The organism is Acidobacteriota bacterium (genome assembly GCA_029861955.1).
Taxonomy (GTDB): Bacteria; Acidobacteriota; Polarisedimenticolia; order Polarisedimenticolales; family Polarisedimenticolaceae; genus JAOTYK01.
The window spans coordinates 1-21,753 of record JAOTYK010000034.1; the positions used below are offsets into that span (position 1 = coordinate 1).

The window sequence follows — 21,753 nt, forward strand, 5'->3', positions numbered from 1 at the left end:
AGCGGAAGTACTGGCCGCCGGTCGCGCGGATCGACAACGCCTATGGCGATCGCAATCTGGTCTGTAGTTGCCCGCCGATGGAAGAGTTGCAGGAGACGGAGTAAGGACTGCGGATCGGGTGTCCGCTGGATAGTCCGCAGGGGTCGGTTACGCCGGGAAATCCGCGGTACAACTAATCCGACTGACGGATCCCCCCCCTTTTGATCTCTTCCGTACACTAGATCTCCTGCGCGAAGGGAAGGGGGATCCCCCTTACTTCTTGCGCACGAAGATCGCGGCGATCAGTCCAACCACCAGGCAGGTAATGATCGTGAAGATCCCGCCCTGGATCGCCTGACCGTTGGCCGTGAGCGACTCGAGCTTCTCGATCTGCGCGTCGAGAGCCTCCTGCGGTAGGTTGGCGCCTTCGAGGAACTCCAGCGTCGCCTCCGACTGCTGCTGAATCGAGTCGGGGAAGACCATGGTCGTCAAGACGATGGAACCGATCGTAATGATGACGGCCGCGACCACGCCGAGGACGACGCTACTCATGACCTGTTTGAGGTAGGGATTTTCGGTGCGCGATTTTCGCAGCGCGAGAACGAGGAACAGGATGGTCAATCCGATGTAAATCGCGATCGCCAGAAAACCGAGCAGCGGGTTCCGATGCATTCCTGCGCCGAGGAAGATCAGGTTAAAGACGACGACGGCGATTCCGAGGCCGAGGCCTCCCTTGACGGCAGCACTCATGACGATTCCTCCAGAGTTCGTGTCCGATCGTCGCCGTTGTACCACGGGTTCGAGGCCGGCGATGCCCCGTCGGAACCCGGACGGCCGCAACTGCCCTGAATACAGGGCTTTGCCACGAAAACACCGTCGGATTACTCATTGCCGGTCCAAACAAAAGGGTGGTACTTTCCAGAATAGCGTCGTTTGCCGGCGCGAAGAAGGGGAGGACCTCGATGACGGATGCGCCGCGAGTCCTGGTGGTCGATGACCAGCCGGATATCCGCGATCTCGCCGTGATGGTGCTGCAGGGCGCCGCCTACAAAGTCGAAGGCTGTGCCTCCGGCGACGAGGCCCTGAAGCGTCTTGCCGCCGAATCATTCGAGTTGGTGCTCCTGGATATCAACATGCCGGGCATTGATGGCTGGGAGACCCTTCGGATGATCCGTGCCGACGAGGCGACGGCGAAGATGCCGGTCCTGATGTTCTCGGTCAAGGACGAGATGCGGGACAAGGTTCAGGGCATGCAGGAGGGAGCCGACGACTACCTCTGTAAGCCCTTCGCCGTCGATGACCTCCTGGCCCGTGTCGGTCGACTGATCGATCGGAGTCGATGATGGACTACCGCCGAGAATTCCTGAGGCTGCGAGGTGTGACCCACGATCGTACGACCGACCTTCCGGTCTATGCGGTGCTGATCGATCGTTTCCGCGGGCTCCTGGACAAACGACGAAGCCTCGGGCTTCTTCACGTCGGTCTGGGGGAACTGTCGACCGTCGAATCGCTCTACGGCTGGCAGGTCTACGACAAGGTGGTCACGGTGGCGGCCGCAGCGCTGAGAGAGTCGATCGCGGATTCCCTCGCCGACGGCGCGTTGCTCGCCATCGATCATGCGGGAGGGTGTGGATTTGTCGTCGTCGTGTGGGACGAGAACGAGCGTAGCGAGTGGACCACCGAGCGGTTGAGCAGCGGTGCGCAGGCCCTGCGGGCCGCCGTATCGGGTGCCCTCGCCGGGCATGGCCTCGATCGACTGAATCCGTCACCGCAGGTGCAAGCCGGCCACGCCCGTCTCTCGCAGAATCCGTTCTATCGATTCGAACGAAGACTGCAGCACGCGGTCGCGGAGGCCGCGGCGATGGACGCACGGGTCGAACGGCGACGCGAATCCTCGTGGAGTGAAGCTCTGGATCAGATCATCTCCCGTGCCGCGGTGGAGACGTTGTTCCAGCCCGTCGTCGATCTGAAGAATCGCGCGGTGCTCGGCTGGGAGGCGTTCAGTCGTGGTCCGCACGACAGTGAGCTGGAGAGCCCGCGCAGAATGTTTGCAGTCTCCAAGCGAATGGGTCGTTCGGGGGATCTGGATCGTCTCTGCCGCGAGACGGCGTTGCGAGCCTCGGCCGAGATGGTCGGGCGCGGGAAGATCTTCGTCAACGCGTTGGCCCATGCGGAGGACGCCGAGGGGTGGGAGACGGAAGGCGACCTCTTCCGGCAACTCGAGGCGATCTCGCTTCAACCCGAGGATCTTGTTCTGGAGTTCTCCGAGCGTGGCGCGGACACCAACGGTGACCATTTTGTCGAGGTGCTGCGGAACGTGCAGGACCAGGGCTACGCAGTGGCTCTTGACGACATCGGGACCGGCTACGCCGGTCGTGAGCTCCTCGAACGCATCCGTCCGCAGTACATGAAATTGGATGTCTCGCTCGTGCGGGACGTTCACGAGAATCTGATCAAGCAGGAACTTCTTTCCACGATCGTCGACCTGTCCCACTCGATCGGGGCCGAGGTGATCGCGGAAGGAGTCGAGTGTCGCGAGGAGGTCGATACGTTGATCGATTCCGGTGCTCGTTTCGGTCAGGGGTACCTGTTTGCCGAGCCCGCACCACCGGCCGCCGCCTTCCAGGGCGGCCAGCTGCCCGCGAACCACTAGGGGAAGCCGGATGGAGCTGCATCCCGTCAACCTGGGAACCCTGCTTCCGCCGCTCCTGAGGGAGGCGCCGGGAGCCACGGTTCTGGCCGCCGGGTTGATCGTCGTGGTGATCTTCTTCGTCTCGATGGTGTTGTTGTTGGCGTGGAGACGTCGTCAGCGGGACGCGGTGCGCGTCCTGGTCGGCCAGCTCGAAGGACTGCGAGACGGCGAAGCCCGACAATCCCGTGGGGATGTCGAGGCCTCGTTCGATGTGGTCCAGGATGCCATCGACCGGCTCGGTCGGGACCTGGACGACCGCCGACAACAGCAGGCGGTCGACGAAGACAGAGATCGCAATCTCCTTGCGGCTGCCGAGACGCGTTCCGTCGTCAGCACCGATCTTGACGGGGACGTGCGAGAGTTCTCCTCCGGTGCGGAGCGACTGTTTGGCTGGAGCGCCCGGGATGTCATCGGGCGACCTGCGGCGGTTCTCTTCGAAGACGGTTCCTACAAGGCGTTTCTGCCCAAGCTCGCACGGAAGTCTCTGCGCGAGCGTGGCATCGAGGAACGCTCCATCATGCGTCGCCAGGATGGTGAGGCCTTTGACGCCCTTGTCGCCGTTCGGATGCTGCAAGACGGGAATCAACAGCCGGTGGGTTTCCTGTTGCTTGTCGACGACATCACCGAACGTGTGCGGCTCGAGCGACGAAGCGAGGAGGCCGAGCAGCGTTATCGGCGACTTCTGGACGCTCTGGGGGACGGCGTCAGTATCATTCGTTCCGGACGCGTGTTGTTCGCCAATCCGCGATTCGCCGAGATCCTCGGTGTTAAAGAGGCCGACATTGTCGGTCTCGAACTTCGCGATCACATCGCGACGCGGGACCTGCTGATCGTCGAAGAGACGCTGGTGCGCATCGAGTCCGAGAGTAAGGGATCCCAGTCCCTTCGATGCAACCTGGTGGCGGGATCGGATCGTCGAGAGCTCTCGACGCGGATGGATCTGCGCGCGGTGGACTACGGTGGGGCGCCTGCGGTCCTGCTCCTCGTGCACGACGAAACACTCGAGCGCCGGGCGCGACAAGAGTTGCATCGCAATGAGGCCAGGCTTGACGCACTGCTCGAGGCGACGGCCGACGGCGTCGTGGTTCTGATCCAGTCGCCGGTGGGTCCACGGGTGCAGATGACCAACCGTGCATTCCTGGAACGATTCGGTTTGGTTGCGGGGCAGGTACTCGGCGAGACGGGCTCGTCGCTGGCGACGGTCCTGCGTGGCCGGGGGCAGCCGGCCGTCGCCGATCAACTACTCGATCTCGCCGACAAGCCTCGAGAGGGTCGCTGGGACCTCGATGGCGGCGAGGGCTACGATCTGAGGCTTAACGCGGCGACGTTACGTGGTCGACGGGGGCAGGAGTTCGGGTGGGTCCTGGTGTTCCACGACGTAGGCGAGCGCAAACAGGCCGAGCGACGCCTTGAGCGACAGGTCGAGGAGGCCGAGCTGGCCCGTGTCGAACTGCAGAACGCGTGTCGGCGACTGGACTCCGTCAACAAGGAGTTGGAGGATCGCGCGGGTCGACTGGATCACGTCAACGACGAACTGCGTAGTCTGGACGCGATGAAGTCCAACTTGCTTGGAAACGTCTCGCACGAGTTGCAGACGCCTCTGGTTGCGATACGCGGCTTCACGGAGATGATCCTCAAGGAACGACTCGGGACGATCAACGAGGAGCAGCGAAAGGGGCTGCGACTCAGTCTCGACAATATCGACCGTCTGATCGGGATGATCGACGGCCTCTTGTCGTTCGCGCGCTCGGAGTCGGACGATGGACGCCTGACGTTGACACGATTCGACCTGGCCGATGTGATGTCGTCGGCGGTTGCCTTGATGACCGAGCGTGCCAAGGCCCGCTCGATCCGCATCGACACGTCGATGGACAGCGGGCGATTCGAGTTGTGTGCCGATCGGAATCGGATCCAGCAGGTGTTCATCAACCTCCTGTCTAACGCCATCAAATTCAGCGAGCCCGGTGGCGACGTGGGCATCCGCGCCCGGGGCTCGGATGACCGCTACGTGCGGATCGAGATTGAAGATTCCGGCATCGGTATCGCTCGCGAGGACATCGCACGGATCTTCGATCGGCACTTCAGGGCCCAACCGGAGGCCGGCGAGTCCCGCGAGGGCAACGGAATCGGGCTCGCGATCGTCCAGGACATCTTGCGTTCGCACGGCTGCCGAATCCACGTGGACAGCGAGCCGGGTCGCGGAACGAAGGTCGTCTTTACGCTCCCGTTGGCCGGCACGGTCACGGAACCGATTCAACAGCCGGAAGACGAAGTCGAGAACGTCGATCAAGCCGAAGTCGTCGAGGATCCGCCCATCGAGGCAACGGGGCAGGGTCAGCCGAGATTTCGTGTGATCCGTCGGAGCGCGGGTCGCAGCGACGAAGACGGTTCGTCAGGTTGAGCGCCGGGCCGCACGGTCGAACAGCAGGACCGCCGCCGCCGCCCCTACCGACAGGCTCTCCACCGTCGACGCCAACGGAATCGTGACCCGTTGGTCCATGGCACCCAGCAACGTTGCCGGTAGACCCGAGCCTTCACTACCAAGAAAGAGCGCTGCCGGATCTTCCCACTGGAACTCGCGGAGCGTCGTCCCCGCCCCGGCGGCGGCCCCGACCCTGGTCCGCCCCTGTCGCTGCAACGTCGCCAGGCAGGGGTCGGTCTCCATGACCGCAGTCGGGAGCCGGAAGATCGAGCCCATCGAGCCACGCACGGCACGTGGGTGAAACGGATCCACGCCGCCGCGAAGCTGGATCAGCCCGCCCACGCCGGCGGCCTCCGAGGTGCGAATCAACGAGCCGAGGTTTCCGGGATCCTGGATCCCGGCGACGACCAGGACGAACGGGGGATTGCGTTCGACGAGCCAGTCGACACCGAACGTGGGAGTCCGAACGACGGACAGGATCGGCTGGGGTGAGCGAACATCCTGCAGTGACGCGAGGACGGAGTCCGTCGTCTCCAGTGGGCAAACGTCGCGTCGGGCCAGCTCCTGCAGAAGCGCAGGTCCCTCGGCGTGGGTGTGGATGCCCGGAGAGACCACCACCGTCTCGAAGCTGGCGTTTGACGACAGCGCCTCCCGTGTGAGGTGGATTCCCTCGGCCAGGAGCACACCGGCCTCGCGGCGGGCATCCCCGTCACGCCGAAGAGTGCGTAGGCGCCGGATCACTGGGTTCTGACGTCCGAGCATCGATCTCCTCTCCCGGGCCCCATGCTACTCTCGCCAGGGAGGTTTCGTGTCGATCAGGTTCGATGTTGTAGCGCTGGCGGATCCCGGCTGGAGGTCCCGAGCCGTCGACACCCTTCGCGACGGCGGCGTCGTCGCTCTCCCGACCGACACGTTCTACGGGCTTGCCGTTTGCGGACGTGACGCGGCCGCTCTCGAGTCGCTGAACCGCATCAAGAGGAAGAGCGCCGGATCACCGATCTTGATGCTCGCGGCGGATCTCGATCAGGCCCGACAGATCCTCCGGCCGGAGACGCCTCACCTGGATCGGCTGGCCGATCGGTTCTGGCCGGGACCGTTGACCCTACTGGGACCCCGTCAGGAGGGTTGGCCCGAGGCGATCGCCGTGGGGCGCCAGACCGTCGCCGTCCGGGTGCCTGCGGCGGAGGTTCCGCGGACCGTGGCCCGAGAACTGGGGGTTCCCATCAGCGGTGTCAGCGCCAATCGGCACGGGGCATCGCCGCCGGTCACGGTGGATGCGATCGATCTGGACGGCATCGACCTTGCGGTCGATGGGGGAGCCTGCCCCGGCGGGCAGGCATCGACACTCCTCGATCTGGCCTCCGACCCGCCGAGGATCCTGCGCGAGGGTGAGATCGGGCGCGACGCGATCGAGTCCGTCGTGGGTCGACTCGTCCCGTGATAGTCGCGGCTTTTGCTACGATGCCAGCGTCTTCGAGTGGACCGGATGATCGCTGCCGACGGGTTGCCGTTGGGAGAGGAAAGTCCGAACTCCGCAGGGCAGTGTGCTGGGTAACTCCCAGGCCCGGTGACGGGACGGAAAGTGCAGCAGAGAGTAGACCGCCGGATGCCACCACTGGTCGTGCCACCACGACCAGAGTTTGGAGTGTCCGGTAAGGGTGAAACGGTGCGGTAAGAGCGCACCAGCGTCGGCGGCAACGCCGGCGGCTTGGTAAACCCCACACGGAGCAAGACCGAATAGGGAAGCGTTTGAGATCGGCCCGATCGAGGCTTCCGGGTAGGTTGCTGGAGGGCGGGAGTGATCCCGCTCCTAGATGAATGATCGTCACCTCGTTCGCGAGGAACAGGATTCGGCTTACGGGAGACTCGAAGGCACTCGCGCTCGCGGCGACGCCGGGTGGCCGGCGTTCCGTGAGTTCGGATCAGACGTAAAGGAGAGGGCTCCATTCATGAGTACGGCCAATCGACCGCTGGGACCGGGAGCGACGGTGGGTGTCGTCGCGCCGGGGTTTGCGGTCAAGCGTTCCGAGTTTCGTTCCGGCCTCAAGGCGCTACAGAAGATGGGGTTTCAGACACGGGTCGGTGAGAGCGCGCTGAGCCGTCAGGGCTACCTCGCCGGTTCCGACGAGGCCCGAGCCGACGATCTGATCGCGATGATGGGGCAGCCCGACATCGACGCCATCTGGTTCGCACGGGGTGGGTACGGTGCGGCCCGTCTTCTGGATCGTCTTCCCTGGAGTCGCTGGCGTCGTCGTCGTCCGCGGCCGTGGATCGGTTACAGCGATAACACGGCGCTCCTGGCCGTCGGTCGTCAGCGCGGTGTGTGTCGGGCGTTCTACGGTCCCGTTGTCACCGAGCTTCACGATTCCTCGAGTTTTCATGCGGGGAGTCTGAGAGAGGCTCTGGCCGGGCGACGACAGGACTTCGCCGTCGAGCCTCGAAACGTCTTGTGTCGAGGACGCGCCAGCGGGACGCTGGTCGGCGGCAATCTCTCCGTGCTGACTTATTTACTCGGGACCCCGTACCAGCTGCGGACGAAGGGACATGTCCTGTTTCTCGAGGACTTCGGCGAGTCTTGCTACCACATCGATCGGATGCTGACCCAGTGGCGACAGGCGGGAGCCTTCGAGGGTGTGCGGGCCGTCCTGTTCGGAACTCTGAAGACGACGCCGCGGACCCACTTCCCGCCGGACCGCAAGGTCAAAGACGTGCTGCGCGAGACATTCGATCCACTGGGCATTCCGGTCTGCCGCGGACTACCGGTGGGGCATCTCGGTAAGAAGCGAACCTTGCCCTTCGGCGCCACGGCGACGGTGGACACCCGCGCGCGGCGAGTCGTCATCACCCCGTGATGGGTAGCGAGCCGGGTCGACGTCTTCGATTGGAGTTGACCTATGACGGGACGGACTTCTGTGGATGGCAGTTCCAGATTAACGGCCGCACGGTCCAGGCGGTCCTGGCCGACGCCCTGACTCGTATCAACGGTGGTCGGACGGTGACGGTGCACGGTGCCGGGCGCACCGATTCGGGAGTCCACGCGAGGGCCCAGGTGGCCGACGCCAGGGTGCAGACCGACGCCACCGATGACGAGATCCTGAAATCGCTACGGGGCCTCCTCCCGGACGATCTTTCGGTTCGTGAACTTCGGACCACGGATGATGCGTTCGACTCCCGCCGCTGTGCCGTCGGCAAGACCTACTGCTATCGGATCGATCGAACCCAACACGGGGATCCGTTGCGATCCCGCTACGCATGGCACCTCTACGGGCCGCTGGACCTCGAGCGGATGCGTCGCGCGGCCCTACGTCTTCACGGGACCCACGACTGGACCGGTTTCACCGCCAAGCGATGCCAGATCGAGGATCGTGTGCGCACACTCGAGAGTATCGAGATCTCCGACCCTCCCGACGAACTGAGGCTGACGTTTCGCGGCGACGGTTTCATGACCTACATGGTTCGAAATATCGTCGGGACCCTGGTGGAAATCGGACGCGGGAAATTCGAGGAGGGTCGGATCGACGTGATGCTCACCACGGGGGATCGGTCGTTGGGAGGGGCGACGGCTCCGGCTCGTGGCCTGATCCTGTGGGAAGTGCGCTATCCTTGAGCCCTCATGTCTTCACGGATCGATCTTGACCGCTTCCCCGACCTCGCCGACGAGGAGCGTGGGCTGCTGGAGCGCCTGGACCCGGCACGATTGCCGCGTCATGTGGCGGTCATCATGGATGGAAACGGACGCTGGGCTCGCGAGCGATACCTGCCACGGGTCGCGGGTCACAGAGCGGGGATCGACGCCGTGCGCGAGACGGTGGAGACCGCCGCCCAGCTCGGCCTCGAGTGTCTGACGCTGTATGCGTTTTCCCACGAGAACTGGAAGCGTCCGCGACTGGAAGTCTCGACGTTGATGTCGCTACTACGTGAGTACGTGATCCGGGAGCGCGAGACACTGCTTCGGAATGACATCCGCTTCCGCTTCATCGGCCGCACCGAGCAGTTGCCGGGCAAGGCCCTCGATGCGGTCACGGATGCGGTGCGGGCGACCGCGCATTGCAAGGGGCTGACCTTCACGGTCGCGTTGTCCTACGGCGGAAGGCAGGAGATCGTTGACGCGGCTCGCGCTTTATTGCGGGATGGTGTCGACGCCGACGCCCTCGATGAATCCCAGTTCGAGAGTCGGCTGTATACCGCCGGCATGCCCGACCCCGATCTGCTGATTCGAACCAGCGGCGAGATGCGAGTTTCCAATTTTCTCCTCTGGCAGATCGCCTACGCCGAGATCTGGGTCACACAGACGCTGTGGCCGGACTTCCGTCGACGTCACCTGTGGGAGGCGATCGAGGCCTATGGCCGTCGAGACCGTCGCTTCGGGCGCGTCGTCGAGCCTGTCGTCGATCCCGCCACCGAGGGGCGTTGATCGTCGTCGTATGCAGCGAGTCATCACGGCAGTCTTCCTTCTTCCCTCGCTCTGGCTCCTGGTCAAGCACGCGCCGGTGTGGATGTTCCTCGTCGTCGCGACCGTGGCTGCAATCATCGCGGTCTGGGAGTGTGCCCGGATGCTCCGGACCGACGGCGGGCCGCCGTTCTCGCTCTTCGCGATGCTCGCGGCGGCCCTGCTGGTGCTTCGGCATCTTCCGGCGATGCCCCATCTGGACCCTCTGGCGATCCTGATCGCTCTCACCGCGGTGACGATGATGGCGGCGATGTGGACTCGACCGGATCCACCGGCCATGCTGCGTTCGGTGTGCGGGACGCTGTTCCCGACCGTACTCGTCGGCGGGGCGATCTCTTCGATCGCGCTCCTGCGTGAGATCGGTGGAGAGCCGTCGCAGGACATGCTGGTCCTACTGTTCCTCTGTGTGATGGCGGGGGACACCTTCGCGTACTACATCGGTCGATCGTTCGGACGGCATCCGCTGGCCCCGGCGCTGTCTCCCAAGAAGACCTGGGAAGGTGCGATCGGTGCCCTTTTTGGAAGTACGCTCGCGGCGCTCGCGGCGCATTTCTGGTTCTTTCAGGGACTTCCCTTGCATCACGCCTTGATCCTCGGCATCGTGCTTGGGGTGGCTGGCATCCTCGGCGACCTGGCCGAGAGCGTGGTCAAACGGGCGACAGGCGTCAAGGATTCGTCGGGACTTCTTCCCGGTCATGGGGGACTCCTGGATCGCATCGATAGTCTGTTGTTCGCCGGTCCGGTGCTGTACCTCTATTACGACTGGCTCCTGAGAGGCCTTGTGTGAAGCGACTCGTCATCCTCGGTAGCACGGGCTCGATCGGCGTTAGCACGCTGGACATCGTTGCCAACCACCCGACGCTGTTCTCCGTGCGGGGGCTGGCCGCCGGGCGTCAGGTCGAGAAGTTGGCGCAGCAGGTTAAACGTTTTCAGCCGGAATGGGTTTCCGTCGCCGATGCCGAGGCTGCGGAGCGACTCGCCGATCTGATCGACGATGGACCGCGCATCGTCCACGGCCCCGAGGGGTTACTCGAGATCGTCGGCATCGACGACGTGGAGATGGTCGTTAGCGCGATCGTCGGCGCCGCCGGCATGCCACCGACGTTACGGGCCCTCGCGAAGGGTGTCGATGTGGCACTGGCCAACAAGGAGGCGCTTGTGGTCGCCGGGCGTCACATGACCGCGGCGGCACACAGCGCCGGCGCGCGAATCCTGCCCGTGGATAGCGAGCACAACGCGCTGCACCAGTGTCTCCGAGGCGAGGACGACGCCGAGGTGGCCGCGCTGTGGCTGACCGCATCCGGTGGACCGTTCCGCGGCAGGAAGAAAGATGAATTGACCCAGGTGACGGCGGAACAGGCTCTCGCGCATCCGACCTGGGAAATGGGCCCGAAGATCAGCATCGACTCCGCGACACTGATGAACAAGGGACTCGAGGTGATCGAGGCGCACTGGCTGTTCGGCCTGCCGCCGGAACGCATCCGTGTCGTGGTGCACCCGCAGAGCGTCGTCCATTCGATGGTGGAGTTTGTGGATGGCTCGTTCAAGGCCCAGCTCGGCGTCGCGGACATGCGTCACCCGATCCAGTACGCGTTGACCTGGCCCGAGCGCCGGGCCGGGACGCTGGACCGTTTTGACCCGGTCGCAGTATCGCGCTGGACCTTCGAAGAGCCGGACCTGGATGCGTTTCCCTGCCTCTCGCTGGCGTACGCGGCCCTGAGGCAGGGTGGCGCCGCGTGTGCCATCCTCAATGCGGCCAACGAGGTCGCGGTCGATGCCTTCCTCGCGGGCAAGATCGGGTTTGCCGAGATTCCAAAGATCCTTTCGGCCGTCATGTTGGCTCACCGGGATGCCGACGACGCCACGATCGAACGACTACTGGAAGCGGATGCGGCCGCACGCGAGACGGCGTGGCGATTCGTCGAGCAAGGAGTCTGTACGTGATGGGCGGGTTCTTCCAGGCGTTGTTCGCCTTCGTCGTGGTGCTGGCACCTCTGGTGTTCATTCACGAATTGGGGCACTTCCTCGTCGCCAAGGCGTTCCGCATCGGTGTGCCGGTCTTCTCGCTGGGCTTCGGTCCGCGTCTCCTCGGGTTTCGTCGAAAGGAGACGGATTATCGTCTCTCGCTGATTCCGCTCGGTGGCTACGTCCGCCTGAGTGGCGACGAGTCCGACGAACATCGCGTCGGGGCACCGGAGGAGTTCCTGTCCCGACCGCGTTGGCAACGATTCCTGGTCTTCGTCGCCGGTGCGACGTTCAACATCATTCTTGCGTTCGTCGTCTTCTGGGGCTACTTCGCGTTCTACGGCAAGATCGACGTCCCGCAGGTCTATCCACAGATCACCGATGTCGTCGAGGGCTCTCCGGCGGAAGGGGCCGGACTGGAGCTCGGGGATACGGTCGTCTCCATCGAAGGGTCCGACGTCCGCAATGCACAGGTCTTCCTCGATCACTACCTGATGGACATCAAGCTTCGTCCGAAGGATGAGATCGGGATGGAGATCGAGCGCGGGGGAGTTCGTCAGTCCTTGCGATTGGCGACCGGTCTCGATCCCGAAGACGGCTCCGGGGATCCCGGCTTCGGCGTGAGCTGGCTTGGCGGTGCGCCGGCCATCATCGAACTGGTCAGCCCCGGGGAACCTGCAGAGACTGCCGGGTTGCTCCCCGGGGATCACATCGTCGCTGCCGGTGGCTCGGAGGGGATCGGGCGACTCGAGTTGCAACTGCTCCTGATCAAGTCGCCGGATCAGGCGGTCGCTCTGGGTGTGATGCGCGATGGGCAACGCGTCGATATCGACGTCACCCCGAAGTTCGTCGAGGGGCGCGGCGGGATGATCGGGATTCAGTTCACCGCGATACAGGCGGCACGAATCGATCTGACCCTGGGGGAGGCGGCGTCCGAGTCCATCGCCACGAACATCGCCCTCTCGAAAACGTTGTTTGTGGTGTTGAAGCGATTGGTTACGGGGCGGGTCTCGACGAAAACGCTCTCGGGTCCCATCGGAATCGCCCAGGTCGCCAAGGATGCCCTGCGGGCCGGTGGGGAGACGTTCCTTTATCTGCTGGGTTTCTTCAGTCTCCAGTTGGGGATCCTTAACCTGTTGCCGATCCCCGTTCTGGATGGCGGTCACATCTTGATCCTCGGCGTCGAGTCGGTGATGCGACGCGACCTCTCGGACATGATCAAGGAACGGGTCATGCAGGTGGGGCTGGTCTTCCTGCTCCTGTTCATGGGGTTGGTCATCGTTCAGGACATCGTCAAGACGCTCTGACGTCACCTGTCCGCGCAACGTCTCGTGACAGGTTGTCCGTCGACGGACGGTTGTCGCATTACACACCCGGAATCCCTTGTCGGCGACGATGCCGGCATGGTCTGCCATTTGCAGTCCTCTCTGGAGTCACGAAGGATCGTGACCCCAAGGAGGAGACGGAGTCATGCGAAGTTCCTGGAGATCGTTGCAGAAGTATCTCGTTTCATTGTGTCTGATCGGTTCGCTGGCCGGCACGCTGGGTCTGGCGGCCGAGCCGGAGGATGCCGCAAAGCGTGCGTCCGCATCGAAGAGTGAGCGGCAGACGGTCGTCCTCAACCAGGCGACCGTCGAACAGCTTCAGACGCTTCCCGGAGTCGGGCCGTCGATCGCCAGACGGATCGTCGAGTTTCGCGATCAGCACGGAGCCTTCGAGCGGCTCGAGGACCTGATGCGGGTCAAGGGTGTCGGAGAGAAGACGTTCCTCAAGCTCAAGCCACACCTGAAGCTCGGGAAAAGCTCGGGTTGATGCGCGGAGAACCATCCCGAGGTCTGGGGTTGGTGGAACTCCTCGCCGTCCTCGCGATGTTGGGTGTTGTCGCGATGGTCGCGTTTCCGGGTCTCGGCAGGCTGAAGCGAAGCGCGGAGATCGCGGCCGCCTCTCGCGAGTTGGCGACAACCCTGGAATCCCTGCGCTGGATCAGCACGACGGAGCGTCGTTACGTCGGCCTGTGGTTCGATCATGCCGATGCGCGTTGGAGTTGGTGGCGTGTCGCCGACGGGAACGGCAATGGTCTACGGGCACGAGAGATCGCGGACGGATCCGACCTGACCGTCTCCGGGCCTCACGATTGGCGCCGCAACGGAAACCGGACCCTCATCGGCTTGCCACCGATGAGGGTTCGACGGATCCCGCCGGGACGGGGTTGGATGCCGGTGCCTCGAGACCCGATTCGCTTCGGTCAATCGGATCTCGTCTCGTTCGCGCCGGATGGGTCCAGCAGTAGCGGCACCGTGTTCCTCACCGACGGGCGTCAGGAGGTTGCTGCGGTCGTGCTTTACGGTGGGACCGGCCGTGTCCGGGTCTGGCGTTGGAACCTCAGAAAGGAGGTGTGGACCCGATGACCGAGGATGGACACGTCGCGTCGTTTCGGGCGGCCGATGCCTACGCGGTGGAGGTCGTTCGGGCGGCCCAACGGATCGGGACCGGTCGCGATGCGACCCTCCTGAGAGAGCTGCGTCGCTCCGCGTTGCGTTGTGGGGGAGCCCTGGTGGCGGCGTCGGTCGCCCACCCGACCTCCGTCACCGCCAAGGCATCCCTCGAGGCGGCCCGGGGGGCGTTGGCGGAAGGGGGCTATTACCTCTATCTGGCCCGCCGTTTCGGCCTGCTGGATGCCCGAGGCTATCGGGCGCTACGGGTGCGACAGGAGGCGGCCCTCAAGGAGCTCACCGGGCTACTGGATCGGTCCTCTTCGTCTGTTGAGGCACCTGAGCCCTGATGATAGCCTGACGCCCTATGGTAGACATCGCGCTGGCGACCGCAATCGTGGGGCATATCGCTACATGGTTCCTGGTCATCGCCACGACCCTCGGCGGGAGTCACTCGGCTCGGGTGCTGGCATCCGGCACGGCGATCCTCGTCTGGATCGCCCATCTGATGGCGTTGATCGGAACCGTCCTCGGAGATTCACCGCAGAGCGTCGGCAATCTCGCGGGGTTCTTCCTGGTCGGCGGCTGGGTCGTTTCTTGTCTCCATCTCTACGTCTGGTTTCGCCGCAAGGCCGACGTGGCCGGCTGGGTGTTGCCTCCGGTGGCCGCCATGGCGGCGGTGGGAGCGCTGCGGGCCGGCACGACCCTATCGAGCGCCGATCCGGACTCGGGTCGTTGGCTTCTCGTTCATATTTCGTTGTCGGCGTTGGCTCTCGGGGTTCTCTGCCTCGCGTTCGTCATGAGTCTGCTCTTCCTGGCGCAGGACCGTGCGCTGAAGTCCCGACAGGGAATGAACTGGGTCGATCGTCTACCGGCCTTGCGTGAGGCCGATCGGGTGGGCCAGGTCGGGCTGGTGGTCGGGTTCGTGCTGTTGACCGCAGGGATCGCCAGCGGATTCATCGTGCATGGCGGGGTGACGTCCGAGGGTCTCACGGCCAATCCCAAACAGGCCTTCGCTCTCCTGACGTGGCTCATCTTCGCCGCTGTCATCGCCGCCCGCGGGTGGCTGGGGATTCGGGGTCGGCGGTCGGCGTACATGACGATTGCCGGTTTCGCGCTCGGTATTCTCACGGTCGTCGGGATGGTGCCCTGAGATGCTGATCCTGCTGGGAGCCAGTCATCGATCCGCCCCGCTCGAGATCCGTGAGCGCCTCGCGATCTCCCGTGCCGACCTGCCGGGTGGCCTCGTCCGTCTCACCGAGGTGGATGGGGTCGAGGAGGGGCTGATCTTCTCGACCTGCAACCGGACGGAGATTCTGATCCGTACCGATCAATCGCTGGATGCGATGCGACCCGGCCTCCGGGCGTTCGTCGCCGGCCAACACGCGGTCAACGAGCGACAACTCGAGGAGCACACCTACGAGCTGACCGGCGAGTCCGCCATCCGACATTTGTTTCGTGTCGCCAGTGGGTTGGACTCCATGATCCTGGGCGAGCCCCAGATCACCGGCCAGATCAAGCGGGCCTATGACGCCGCCCGCGAGCAACGGGCGACGGGCGCGATCCTCGATCGATTGCTCCAGCACGGATTCTCGACGGCCAAGAGAGTCCGGACCGAGACGGCCATCGCGCGGAACCCGGTGTCGATGGCGACGGCGGCGGTCTCGCTGGCCCGCAAAGTGTTCGGCGGCATCGAGGGGCATCGAGTGCTGGTGTTGGGGACCGGAGAGATCGCCTGCCTCCTCGCCAGGCATTTGCAGGGCCAGGGCATCGGCTCTCTGTTCATCGCAAGTCGAAGCTACTCGCGGGCCGTCACGACCAGCGCCGAGCTGGGGGCCGAGCCGACACACTGGGGAAGGATCATGGAGCGTGTCGAGGAAGTCGACATGGTCGTCAGTTGCACCGGGGCGGCGGAGCAGGTGATCACACGGGAGGAGTTGTCCCCCGTCCTTCGTCGTCGTCGCGCGCGACCGCTGTTTCTCATCGACCTCGCGGTCCCGAGGGATATCGATCCTGAGATCCGCCGGCTGGAACCGGTCTACCTCTATGACGTCGACGCCCTGCAGGGCATCGTCGATTCCAATCTCGGCGAACGTCAGACGGCCGCACGGGAGGCGGGAGAGATCGTCGAGCAAGAGGTCGACTCGTTCGTTCGCTGGCGACGATCCCTGAGCGTCACGCCGCAGATCGTTCGCCTACGTAAGGATGTAGCGACGACCGTCGACCATGAGATCGCGCGTTTCCTCAAACAGCATGCGCCTATCGATTCGGAACTGGAGCAGGCGGTGCGTCGTCTGGTGGGGCGGGTCAGTCAGAAATTGATTCATGGTCCGATCCGTCAGCTTCGCGATGCCGCCAGCGGCGGCGACGAGGAGTCGAACTCGGAGGATGGGCCGCGACAGGTCTTTCGCGGGGGGAAGGAGCGTTGAACCCCCTCACCGTAGGTGGCCGAGGGAGTGCACTGGCTCGATGGCAGGTGCGATGGGCCTGTCAGGCGTTGGAGGCCCGGCATCCCGGGATCGATCTCCAGGAGTCGGTCATCGAGACCCACGGGGATGTTTCGAGCGGACCGCTGGATCCGTTGGATCGGGGTGTGTTCGTGCGGACGATCCAGCAGGCGTTGCTCGACGGAGCCATCAACGTCGCGGTTCATAGCCTGAAGGACCTGCCGTCACGGACGCCCGATGGGCTGTTGCTGGCCGCGTTCCCCGGGCGGCATCCTGCGGAAGATCTGCTGATCGCAGGCGGCTCGCCGGATCTCACCGCCCTGCCCGAGGGGAGTCGAATCGGAACGGGAAGCCCCCGTCGTCGATTCCAACTTCTCCACCGTCGCCCGGACCTTCAGGTCGAGCCCCTGCGCGGCAACGTGGACACGCGCCTTAGGTCGGTGACGGAGGGACGCCTCGACGGCATCGTGCTGGCGCGGGCAGGTGTCGAGAGGCTGGGGTTGGCGCTCCCCGGGTCTCACGTGCTGGACCCCGAGACGATGGTGCCGGCCGCAGGACAGGGGGCTCTGGCCCTCGAGATCCGCGCGGACGATGCGACAACGCTGGAGCGGGTTTCCAAGCTGGACTGTCGGGAGACCCGCATGGCCGTCCGTTGTGAACGGGCCTGTCTCGAAAGTCTGGATGGGGGTTGCATGGCGCCTCTGGCCGTCCACGCCTGGATCGCCGAAGAGCGGCTTCACCTGATGGCGCGGGCCGGTAGTCTGGACGGGCGTCAGGTGGTTCATGAAGAGGCGTCGATGTCGTGCACCACGGTGGACGATCCGCCACGGGCCCTGGCCGTAGCCGTCGCGGACCGACTGCGATCCCGCGGTGTCGAGTCGATCCTGGAGGCTGCGCGAGCCGCTCAGTTGGCCGACCTTCGGGATCATGGCTGACCGCCCCAGGATCCTCCTGACGCGGTTGGAGGGTCGTGGCGAGCGTCTCCAGCAACAACTCGAGCAGCGAGGATTTCGGGTCGAACGAATCGCCATCCTGACCACCGAGTTCGTGGATCTGACCGACTGGCGCCGCATGGACGACCCGGAGTTGATGTCCGGCGGCTGGTGGGCGTTTACCAGCGTCGCCGCCGTCCAGTCCGTGGCTCGCAGTGGGGCTCTGCGGTCGGTGCTGCAGCGATCGTCGGCACCCGACGTGGCGGCGGTCGGCCCGGCAACCGGCAATGCCGTTCGGGGTCTGCTGGGCGTCGAGCCCCGTGTGGTGGCCGACCCGACGGGTGGGTCTCAGCTGGCCCGTCAGGTTCTGGCTGCCGACGCGAGCGGTCCGTCGGTCGTCTGGTTTCGCGGTGCACGGGCGACCGATTCACTCAGGAAGGAGCTCGATGCCGCAGGGCGAACCTGTATCGAGCGAATCGTCTACGCCGTCAACCCGACCGCCGGGTGTGTGACGGCGGCCCGGTGTCTCCGGGACGGCGACGTGGATCTCTGGATCGTCGCGTCCTCGGCTTCGGCCCTGGCGATCCTCGCGGCCGATGCCGGGATCGACGAGGGCGAGAGGATCGCATCGCACACGAAGATCGTCGCGATCGGCGAGGCGACCGCCGCCACGCTGCGGGCGGTGGGCCGAGACGTTGCCGCCGTCCCGACGGGGCCGACGGATGAGGCCATCGTGGAGACCGTGGCAGCCCTTTTTCCTTGTTGATGCTGTGTTAACATCTCGCGCCCGATCAGGGAGAAATGAATTGCCTACCGACGTTCGCAAGACACCATTGTTCGATGCCCATGTGGCCGCAGGGGGGCGCATGGTCGACTTCTCCGGGTGGCACCTCCCGGTCCAGTACAGCGGTCTGATCGACGAGCATCGGGCGGTCCGTAACGCGGTGGGGATGTTCGATGTCTCGCACATGGGCGAGGCGCGGGTTCGCGGCCCCCAGGCCCTGGAGTTCCTCCAGTGGGTCACCTGCAACGACGTCGCGCGCCTCAGGGACGGGCGAGCCCACTACACCGGCTTGATGACCGAGGACGGGACGTTCGTTGACGATCTCCTGATCTACCGGCTTGCGGCGACGGAGTATCTGCTGGTCCTCAACGCCGCCAACACGCAGAAGGACGTTGCGCATCTGCGCGCGTATCTCTCCGACTTCGACTGTGAGGTCATCGACGAGTCTGCGGACTGGTGCCAGATCGCAGTCCAGGGCCCCGCGTCGCAGCAAGTCTGCGAGGCGGCCTGCGGTATCGAGCTGGCGGCCCTTCGCTACTACCGATTCCTGAACCATGACATCCAGGACGCCTCGTGCATCATCTCTCGCACCGGCTACACCGGCGAAGACGGGTTCGAGATCTACGCGCCCGCCGCGCTGGCGACGTCGATCTGGGATGGTTGTCTTGCGGCGGGCCACGAGCACGGGATCCAGCCGGCGGGTCTCGGCGCTCGCGACACACTCCGCCTTGAGGCGGCGATGGCCCTCTATGGTCACGAGATCGATGACACGACGACGCCGTACCAGGCCAATCTCGGCTGGATCGTCAAGCCGGCGAAGGGGGAGTTCCTCGGCAGCCGTCGGTTGGCCGATGAGAAGCGGCGGCTCGATGCCGGGCAACCGCTAGAACGACGTCTGGTCGGGCTGGAGATGAGCGGTCGCGCCATTGCACGGCAGGGCTATCCGGTGCTGGATGCCGCGGGCGAGCGAACCATCGGCATCGTCACCAGTGGATCGCCTGCACCGGCGCTGGGGAGCAACATCGCGCTGGCACACGTGACCGACGACGGTCTGTCGACGGGCCACGACGTCAAGATCGGTGTGCGAAAGAGAGTGGAATCGGCGACGATCGTCGAGACGCCGTTTTACAAGAGAGAGCGCTAGTACTGACACGCAGACGGGAGAGGTTCATGTATCCAGACGATCGCAAGTACTCGAAAGAACACGAGTGGATTCTTGTTGAAGGGGATGTGGCGACCATCGGTATCACCGATTTCGCCCAGGATCAGCTGGGAGATATCGTCTACGTCGAGGTGCCGGAGATCGACATGGAGGTCAGCGCCGAGGATGTGCTGGGGACCATCGAGTCGGTCAAGGCCGTCTCGGAGATCTTCGCTCCGCTGAGCGGCACGGTGGTCGCGGTCAACGAAGCACTTGAGGACGCGCCGGACAAGGTCAACAGCGAACCCCACGACGGTGGGTGGTACTGCAAGATGCGTATCAAGGACGTGACCGAGGTCGAGAGCTTGCTGGATGCCGCGGCCTACGCGGAGTTGATCGCCGACAGCTAGAGATCGACGAGGAACGCCTCCAACTCCAACCCAACCGTCCGGAACCAGTCGGGCAGTCGCTCGACCGGTAGTCCCACGACGTTGGACCACGAGCCGAACATCGCTTCGCACAGCAGTGCGCCCACACCCTGAATCGCGTAGGCCCCGGCCTTGTCCTTCGGCTCGTCGCTGGCGGCGTAGCCGGCAATCAAGCTGTCGCTATACCGACGGAAGCGCAGGGCGGTCGACTCGTGTGTCACCAGGCGCTCGTTGCGCTCGATCGCGATCAGGCAGACCGCCGTGACCACGTGGTGGGTCCTGCCACGCAGCGCCCGTAGCATTCGGGCGGCATCGGCGGCGTCGGACGGCTTGCCGAGGAGTCGACCATCGACCAGCACGCCGGTGTCTGCAGCCAGCAGCGCGCGATGTGACGTGTTGGCCGCCACGGCCTGGACGTAGACCGCATCGGCCTTGGCCTCTGCCAGACGCCTCAGAGCCGCCACCGGCGGCTCGGTGTTCGGCACCGTCTCATCGATATCCGCCGCCATGACGGTGGGCCGCAGTCCGACACTCTCCAGGAGAGTCCGTCTGCGGGGGGATGCCGATGCGAGGATGAGCCCCGCGGCGGCCAGGTTGTCCATGATGGCGTACCTTCTATAATCAGTAAGGCCCAGGAGATGAGGATGACACGAGGTGTACGGATGCGGAAGGCCCTGATCGTAGGTTTATTGGGAATGTCGCTGTTCCTGTCGGGGGCGTCGGCCGAGGAGCCCCCGTCGTCCCTTCCCGATGTCATGCTGCTGTTCACGGGAGACGTCATCGGCTACATCGACACCTGCGGTTGCAAGCGAAACCCGGCCGGAGGGCTGGCCCGCCGCGCACACTTCACCCGCACCATGCATCGCGAGTTTGCTGCGGTCCCACAGTTGCTGCTGGACAGCGGCAATTTCTCCGATAATCCGACACCCGAAGGGGACCTGAAGACGGCCGCTCTGGTCGAGGGCATGAGCTTGCTGGGCTACGACGTGGTTAACGTCGGTGAGCGGGACGTGAAGCACGGCTGGGATCGTTTCAGTGCGCGACAGGAGAAGGGCGCGTTCGATTTCATTTCGGCCAATCTGGTTTTCACCGACACCGGAGACACGGTCCTCCCGTCTCGAACCATCGTGGAGACGACGTCGCCCGACGGCGCGCGGAAGATCCGCGTCGGCGTCACGGGCGTCATGCGTTTCAACCCGATCTTCAAGCGGGAAGGCCCCGACGGTAGAGAGATCGGTGTGGACCATCCGGTCGACCGACTCAAGACCGAGGTCGCCGCGCTGCGCAAGGACGGGGTCGATCTGGTGGTCGTTCTGGCCGCCGTTCATCAGAGCGATGGCCGACGGATCGCGGCCGAGGTCGGGGGCGTTGATTTCCTGATCGGTTCGTACGGTGGCTCGATCGCTGCGGAGCAATCGGAAGCTAACGGGACGTGGATCTTCTATTCCGGCAATCAGGGGAAGCAGATCGGCGAGAGTCGCGTCTACCTGAATCCGAGCGGTGGCGTTCGAAATCAGTCGAATCGTTTTCACATGCTCGGTCAGGGCTATCCCGCCGACCCCGAGATGCTGGCGTTCGTGAATGCCGTCCCGGTGGATCATCCGGTGGACCCGGCCAACGCGACCGATGCCGCGGGGGATGGTGTTGCCGGACGATAGCCCGCGGCGGGCCATGGGTGTGGACTACGGTGAGCGACGGATCGGTCTGGCGCTTTCCGATCCCCTGGGCGTGACCGCCCAACCGTTCGCCGTCGTCGAACGCGTCGGGCCTCGCAAGGATGCCAACGTGATCGGCGATCACTTCGAGGAGCAATCGGTCGACGTCCTCGTGGTGGGCCTGCCGCTCACGCTCTCCGGCGAGGCGGGGCCTGCCGTGGATGCCGTACGGCAATTCGTGGAGCGAGTTCAGCGTCGGCTCCCCGGCAAGCGAATCGTCTTCTGGGACGAGAGGATGACAACCGTGCAGGCGGAACGTGAGATGATTACCACCGGAGCTCGTCGCGAGAAGCGACGGCAGCGAATCGATTCCGTCGCGGCCACGCTGATCTTGCAGAGTTGGCTCGACGCAGAATCTTAGACGGA

General features: G+C 64.6%; 24 protein-coding genes and 1 other RNA gene. 22 read left to right on the plus strand and 3 right to left on the minus strand.

All coding sequences use genetic code 11. The features are described 5' to 3' along the window. Positions 1–252: 252 nt before the first annotated feature. A complete protein-coding gene (locus OES25_14320) occupies positions 253–729 on the minus strand; it encodes a DUF4199 domain-containing protein (GenBank protein ID MDH3628819.1) in 477 nt (158 codons plus the stop codon). Between the two features lie 212 nt (positions 730–941). Here OES25_14320 and OES25_14325 point away from each other — a divergent pair, with 212 nt between their 5' ends. The 3 genes from OES25_14325 to OES25_14335 are packed head-to-tail and all read left to right on the plus strand — an operon-like array spanning position 942 to position 5,072. After that, positions 942–1,322 carry a response regulator gene (locus tag OES25_14325; GenBank protein ID MDH3628820.1) on the plus strand — a complete coding sequence of 127 codons (381 nt, stop codon included), beginning with the start codon at positions 942–944 and terminating at the stop codon, positions 1,320–1,322. After that, positions 1,322–2,632, plus strand: a complete 1,311-nt coding sequence (locus OES25_14330) for an EAL domain-containing protein (GenBank protein MDH3628821.1) — start codon at positions 1,322–1,324, stop codon at positions 2,630–2,632. Before OES25_14325 ends, OES25_14330 begins: the two co-directional genes overlap by 1 nt. 10 nt (positions 2,633–2,642) lie before the next feature. Continuing rightward, complete coding sequence (locus tag OES25_14335) at positions 2,643–5,072, plus strand: PAS domain S-box protein (protein MDH3628822.1); 2,430 nt, start codon at positions 2,643–2,645, stop codon at positions 5,070–5,072. Here the strand turns inward: OES25_14335 and OES25_14340 are convergent. Continuing rightward, the gene (locus tag OES25_14340; protein ID MDH3628823.1) at positions 5,064–5,855 is read right to left on the minus strand and encodes an RNA methyltransferase; all 792 of its coding nucleotides are present in this window, start codon (positions 5,853–5,855) and stop codon (positions 5,064–5,066) included. The two genes, OES25_14335 and OES25_14340, sit on opposite strands and share 9 nt — an antisense overlap. Positions 5,856–5,901: 46 nt before the next feature. Here OES25_14340 and OES25_14345 point away from each other — a divergent pair, with 46 nt between their 5' ends. The 17 genes from OES25_14345 to gcvH all read left to right on the plus strand — a co-directional run bounded on the left by OES25_14345 (position 5,902) and on the right by gcvH (position 19,654). Further along, a complete protein-coding gene (locus tag OES25_14345) occupies positions 5,902–6,534 on the plus strand; it encodes an L-threonylcarbamoyladenylate synthase (protein ID MDH3628824.1) in 633 nt (210 codons plus the stop codon). Between the two features lie 33 nt (positions 6,535–6,567). Then, an RNA gene (gene rnpB / locus OES25_14350) (RNase P RNA component class A) lies at positions 6,568–6,966 on the plus strand. Between the two features lie 76 nt (positions 6,967–7,042). Next, complete coding sequence (locus tag OES25_14355) at positions 7,043–7,945, plus strand: LD-carboxypeptidase (GenBank protein MDH3628825.1); 903 nt, start codon at positions 7,043–7,045, stop codon at positions 7,943–7,945. Then, on the plus strand, positions 7,945–8,700 hold the full coding sequence (gene truA, locus OES25_14360; protein MDH3628826.1) for a tRNA pseudouridine(38-40) synthase TruA: 756 nt from the start codon (positions 7,945–7,947) through the stop codon (positions 8,698–8,700). Before OES25_14355 ends, truA begins: the two co-directional genes overlap by 1 nt. A 6-nt stretch (positions 8,701–8,706) precedes the next feature. Further along, positions 8,707–9,507, plus strand: a complete 801-nt coding sequence (locus OES25_14365; GenBank protein ID MDH3628827.1) for an isoprenyl transferase — start codon at positions 8,707–8,709, stop codon at positions 9,505–9,507. 10 nt (positions 9,508–9,517) lie between these two features. Then, positions 9,518–10,330 (plus strand): phosphatidate cytidylyltransferase, encoded by an 813-nt coding sequence (locus tag OES25_14370; GenBank protein MDH3628828.1) that lies wholly within the window; start codon positions 9,518–9,520, stop codon positions 10,328–10,330. Further along, on the plus strand, positions 10,327–11,487 hold the full coding sequence (locus tag OES25_14375; GenBank protein MDH3628829.1) for a 1-deoxy-D-xylulose-5-phosphate reductoisomerase: 1,161 nt from the start codon (positions 10,327–10,329) through the stop codon (positions 11,485–11,487). The genes OES25_14370 and OES25_14375 overlap by 4 nt, the downstream gene beginning before the upstream one ends. After that, entirely contained in the window at positions 11,454–12,815 is a 1,362-nt protein-coding gene (locus OES25_14380) for a site-2 protease family protein (protein ID MDH3628830.1), read from the plus strand. The genes OES25_14375 and OES25_14380 overlap by 34 nt, the downstream gene beginning before the upstream one ends. Positions 12,816–12,978: 163 nt before the next feature. Next, complete coding sequence (locus OES25_14385) at positions 12,979–13,320, plus strand: helix-hairpin-helix domain-containing protein (GenBank protein MDH3628831.1); 342 nt, start codon at positions 12,979–12,981, stop codon at positions 13,318–13,320. Then, complete coding sequence (locus tag OES25_14390; protein ID MDH3628832.1) at positions 13,320–13,916, plus strand: hypothetical protein; 597 nt, start codon at positions 13,320–13,322, stop codon at positions 13,914–13,916. Before OES25_14385 ends, OES25_14390 begins: the two co-directional genes overlap by 1 nt. Beyond that, complete coding sequence (locus OES25_14395; GenBank protein MDH3628833.1) at positions 13,913–14,290, plus strand: four helix bundle protein; 378 nt, start codon at positions 13,913–13,915, stop codon at positions 14,288–14,290. Before OES25_14390 ends, OES25_14395 begins: the two co-directional genes overlap by 4 nt. Before the next feature lie 17 nt (positions 14,291–14,307). Then, the gene (gene ccsA, locus OES25_14400; protein ID MDH3628834.1) at positions 14,308–15,093 is read left to right on the plus strand and encodes a cytochrome c biogenesis protein CcsA; all 786 of its coding nucleotides are present in this window, start codon (positions 14,308–14,310) and stop codon (positions 15,091–15,093) included. Position 15,094: 1 nt separating this feature from the next. Beyond that, entirely contained in the window at positions 15,095–16,369 is a 1,275-nt protein-coding gene (gene hemA, locus OES25_14405; protein MDH3628835.1) for a glutamyl-tRNA reductase, read from the plus strand. Continuing rightward, positions 16,366–17,322, plus strand: a complete 957-nt coding sequence (hemC, locus tag OES25_14410; protein ID MDH3628836.1) for a hydroxymethylbilane synthase — start codon at positions 16,366–16,368, stop codon at positions 17,320–17,322. Before hemA ends, hemC begins: the two co-directional genes overlap by 4 nt. Beyond that, positions 17,315–18,085, plus strand: coding sequence for a uroporphyrinogen-III synthase (locus OES25_14415; protein MDH3628837.1), 771 nt, complete (start codon positions 17,315–17,317; stop codon positions 18,083–18,085). Before hemC ends, OES25_14415 begins: the two co-directional genes overlap by 8 nt. Positions 18,086–18,125: 40 nt before the next feature. Then, entirely contained in the window at positions 18,126–19,247 is a 1,122-nt protein-coding gene (gcvT, locus tag OES25_14420) for a glycine cleavage system aminomethyltransferase GcvT (protein MDH3628838.1), read from the plus strand. Positions 19,248–19,273: 26 nt separating this feature from the next. After that, positions 19,274–19,654 (plus strand): glycine cleavage system protein GcvH, encoded by a 381-nt coding sequence (gene gcvH, locus OES25_14425; protein MDH3628839.1) that lies wholly within the window; start codon positions 19,274–19,276, stop codon positions 19,652–19,654. On the opposite strand, the gene OES25_14430 is transcribed toward gcvH, so the two are convergent. After that, positions 19,651–20,274, minus strand: a complete 624-nt coding sequence (locus OES25_14430) for a Maf family protein (GenBank protein MDH3628840.1) — start codon at positions 20,272–20,274, stop codon at positions 19,651–19,653. The genes gcvH and OES25_14430 overlap by 4 nt on opposite strands. 42 nt (positions 20,275–20,316) lie before the next feature. Here OES25_14430 and OES25_14435 point away from each other — a divergent pair, with 42 nt between their 5' ends. Both OES25_14435 and ruvX read left to right on the plus strand, forming a co-directional pair. Next, on the plus strand, positions 20,317–21,330 hold the full coding sequence (locus OES25_14435) for a hypothetical protein (protein MDH3628841.1): 1,014 nt from the start codon (positions 20,317–20,319) through the stop codon (positions 21,328–21,330). Continuing rightward, entirely contained in the window at positions 21,317–21,748 is a 432-nt protein-coding gene (gene ruvX / locus OES25_14440; protein ID MDH3628842.1) for a Holliday junction resolvase RuvX, read from the plus strand. The genes OES25_14435 and ruvX overlap by 14 nt, the downstream gene beginning before the upstream one ends. The last annotated feature ends 5 nt before the right edge of the window (positions 21,749–21,753 follow it).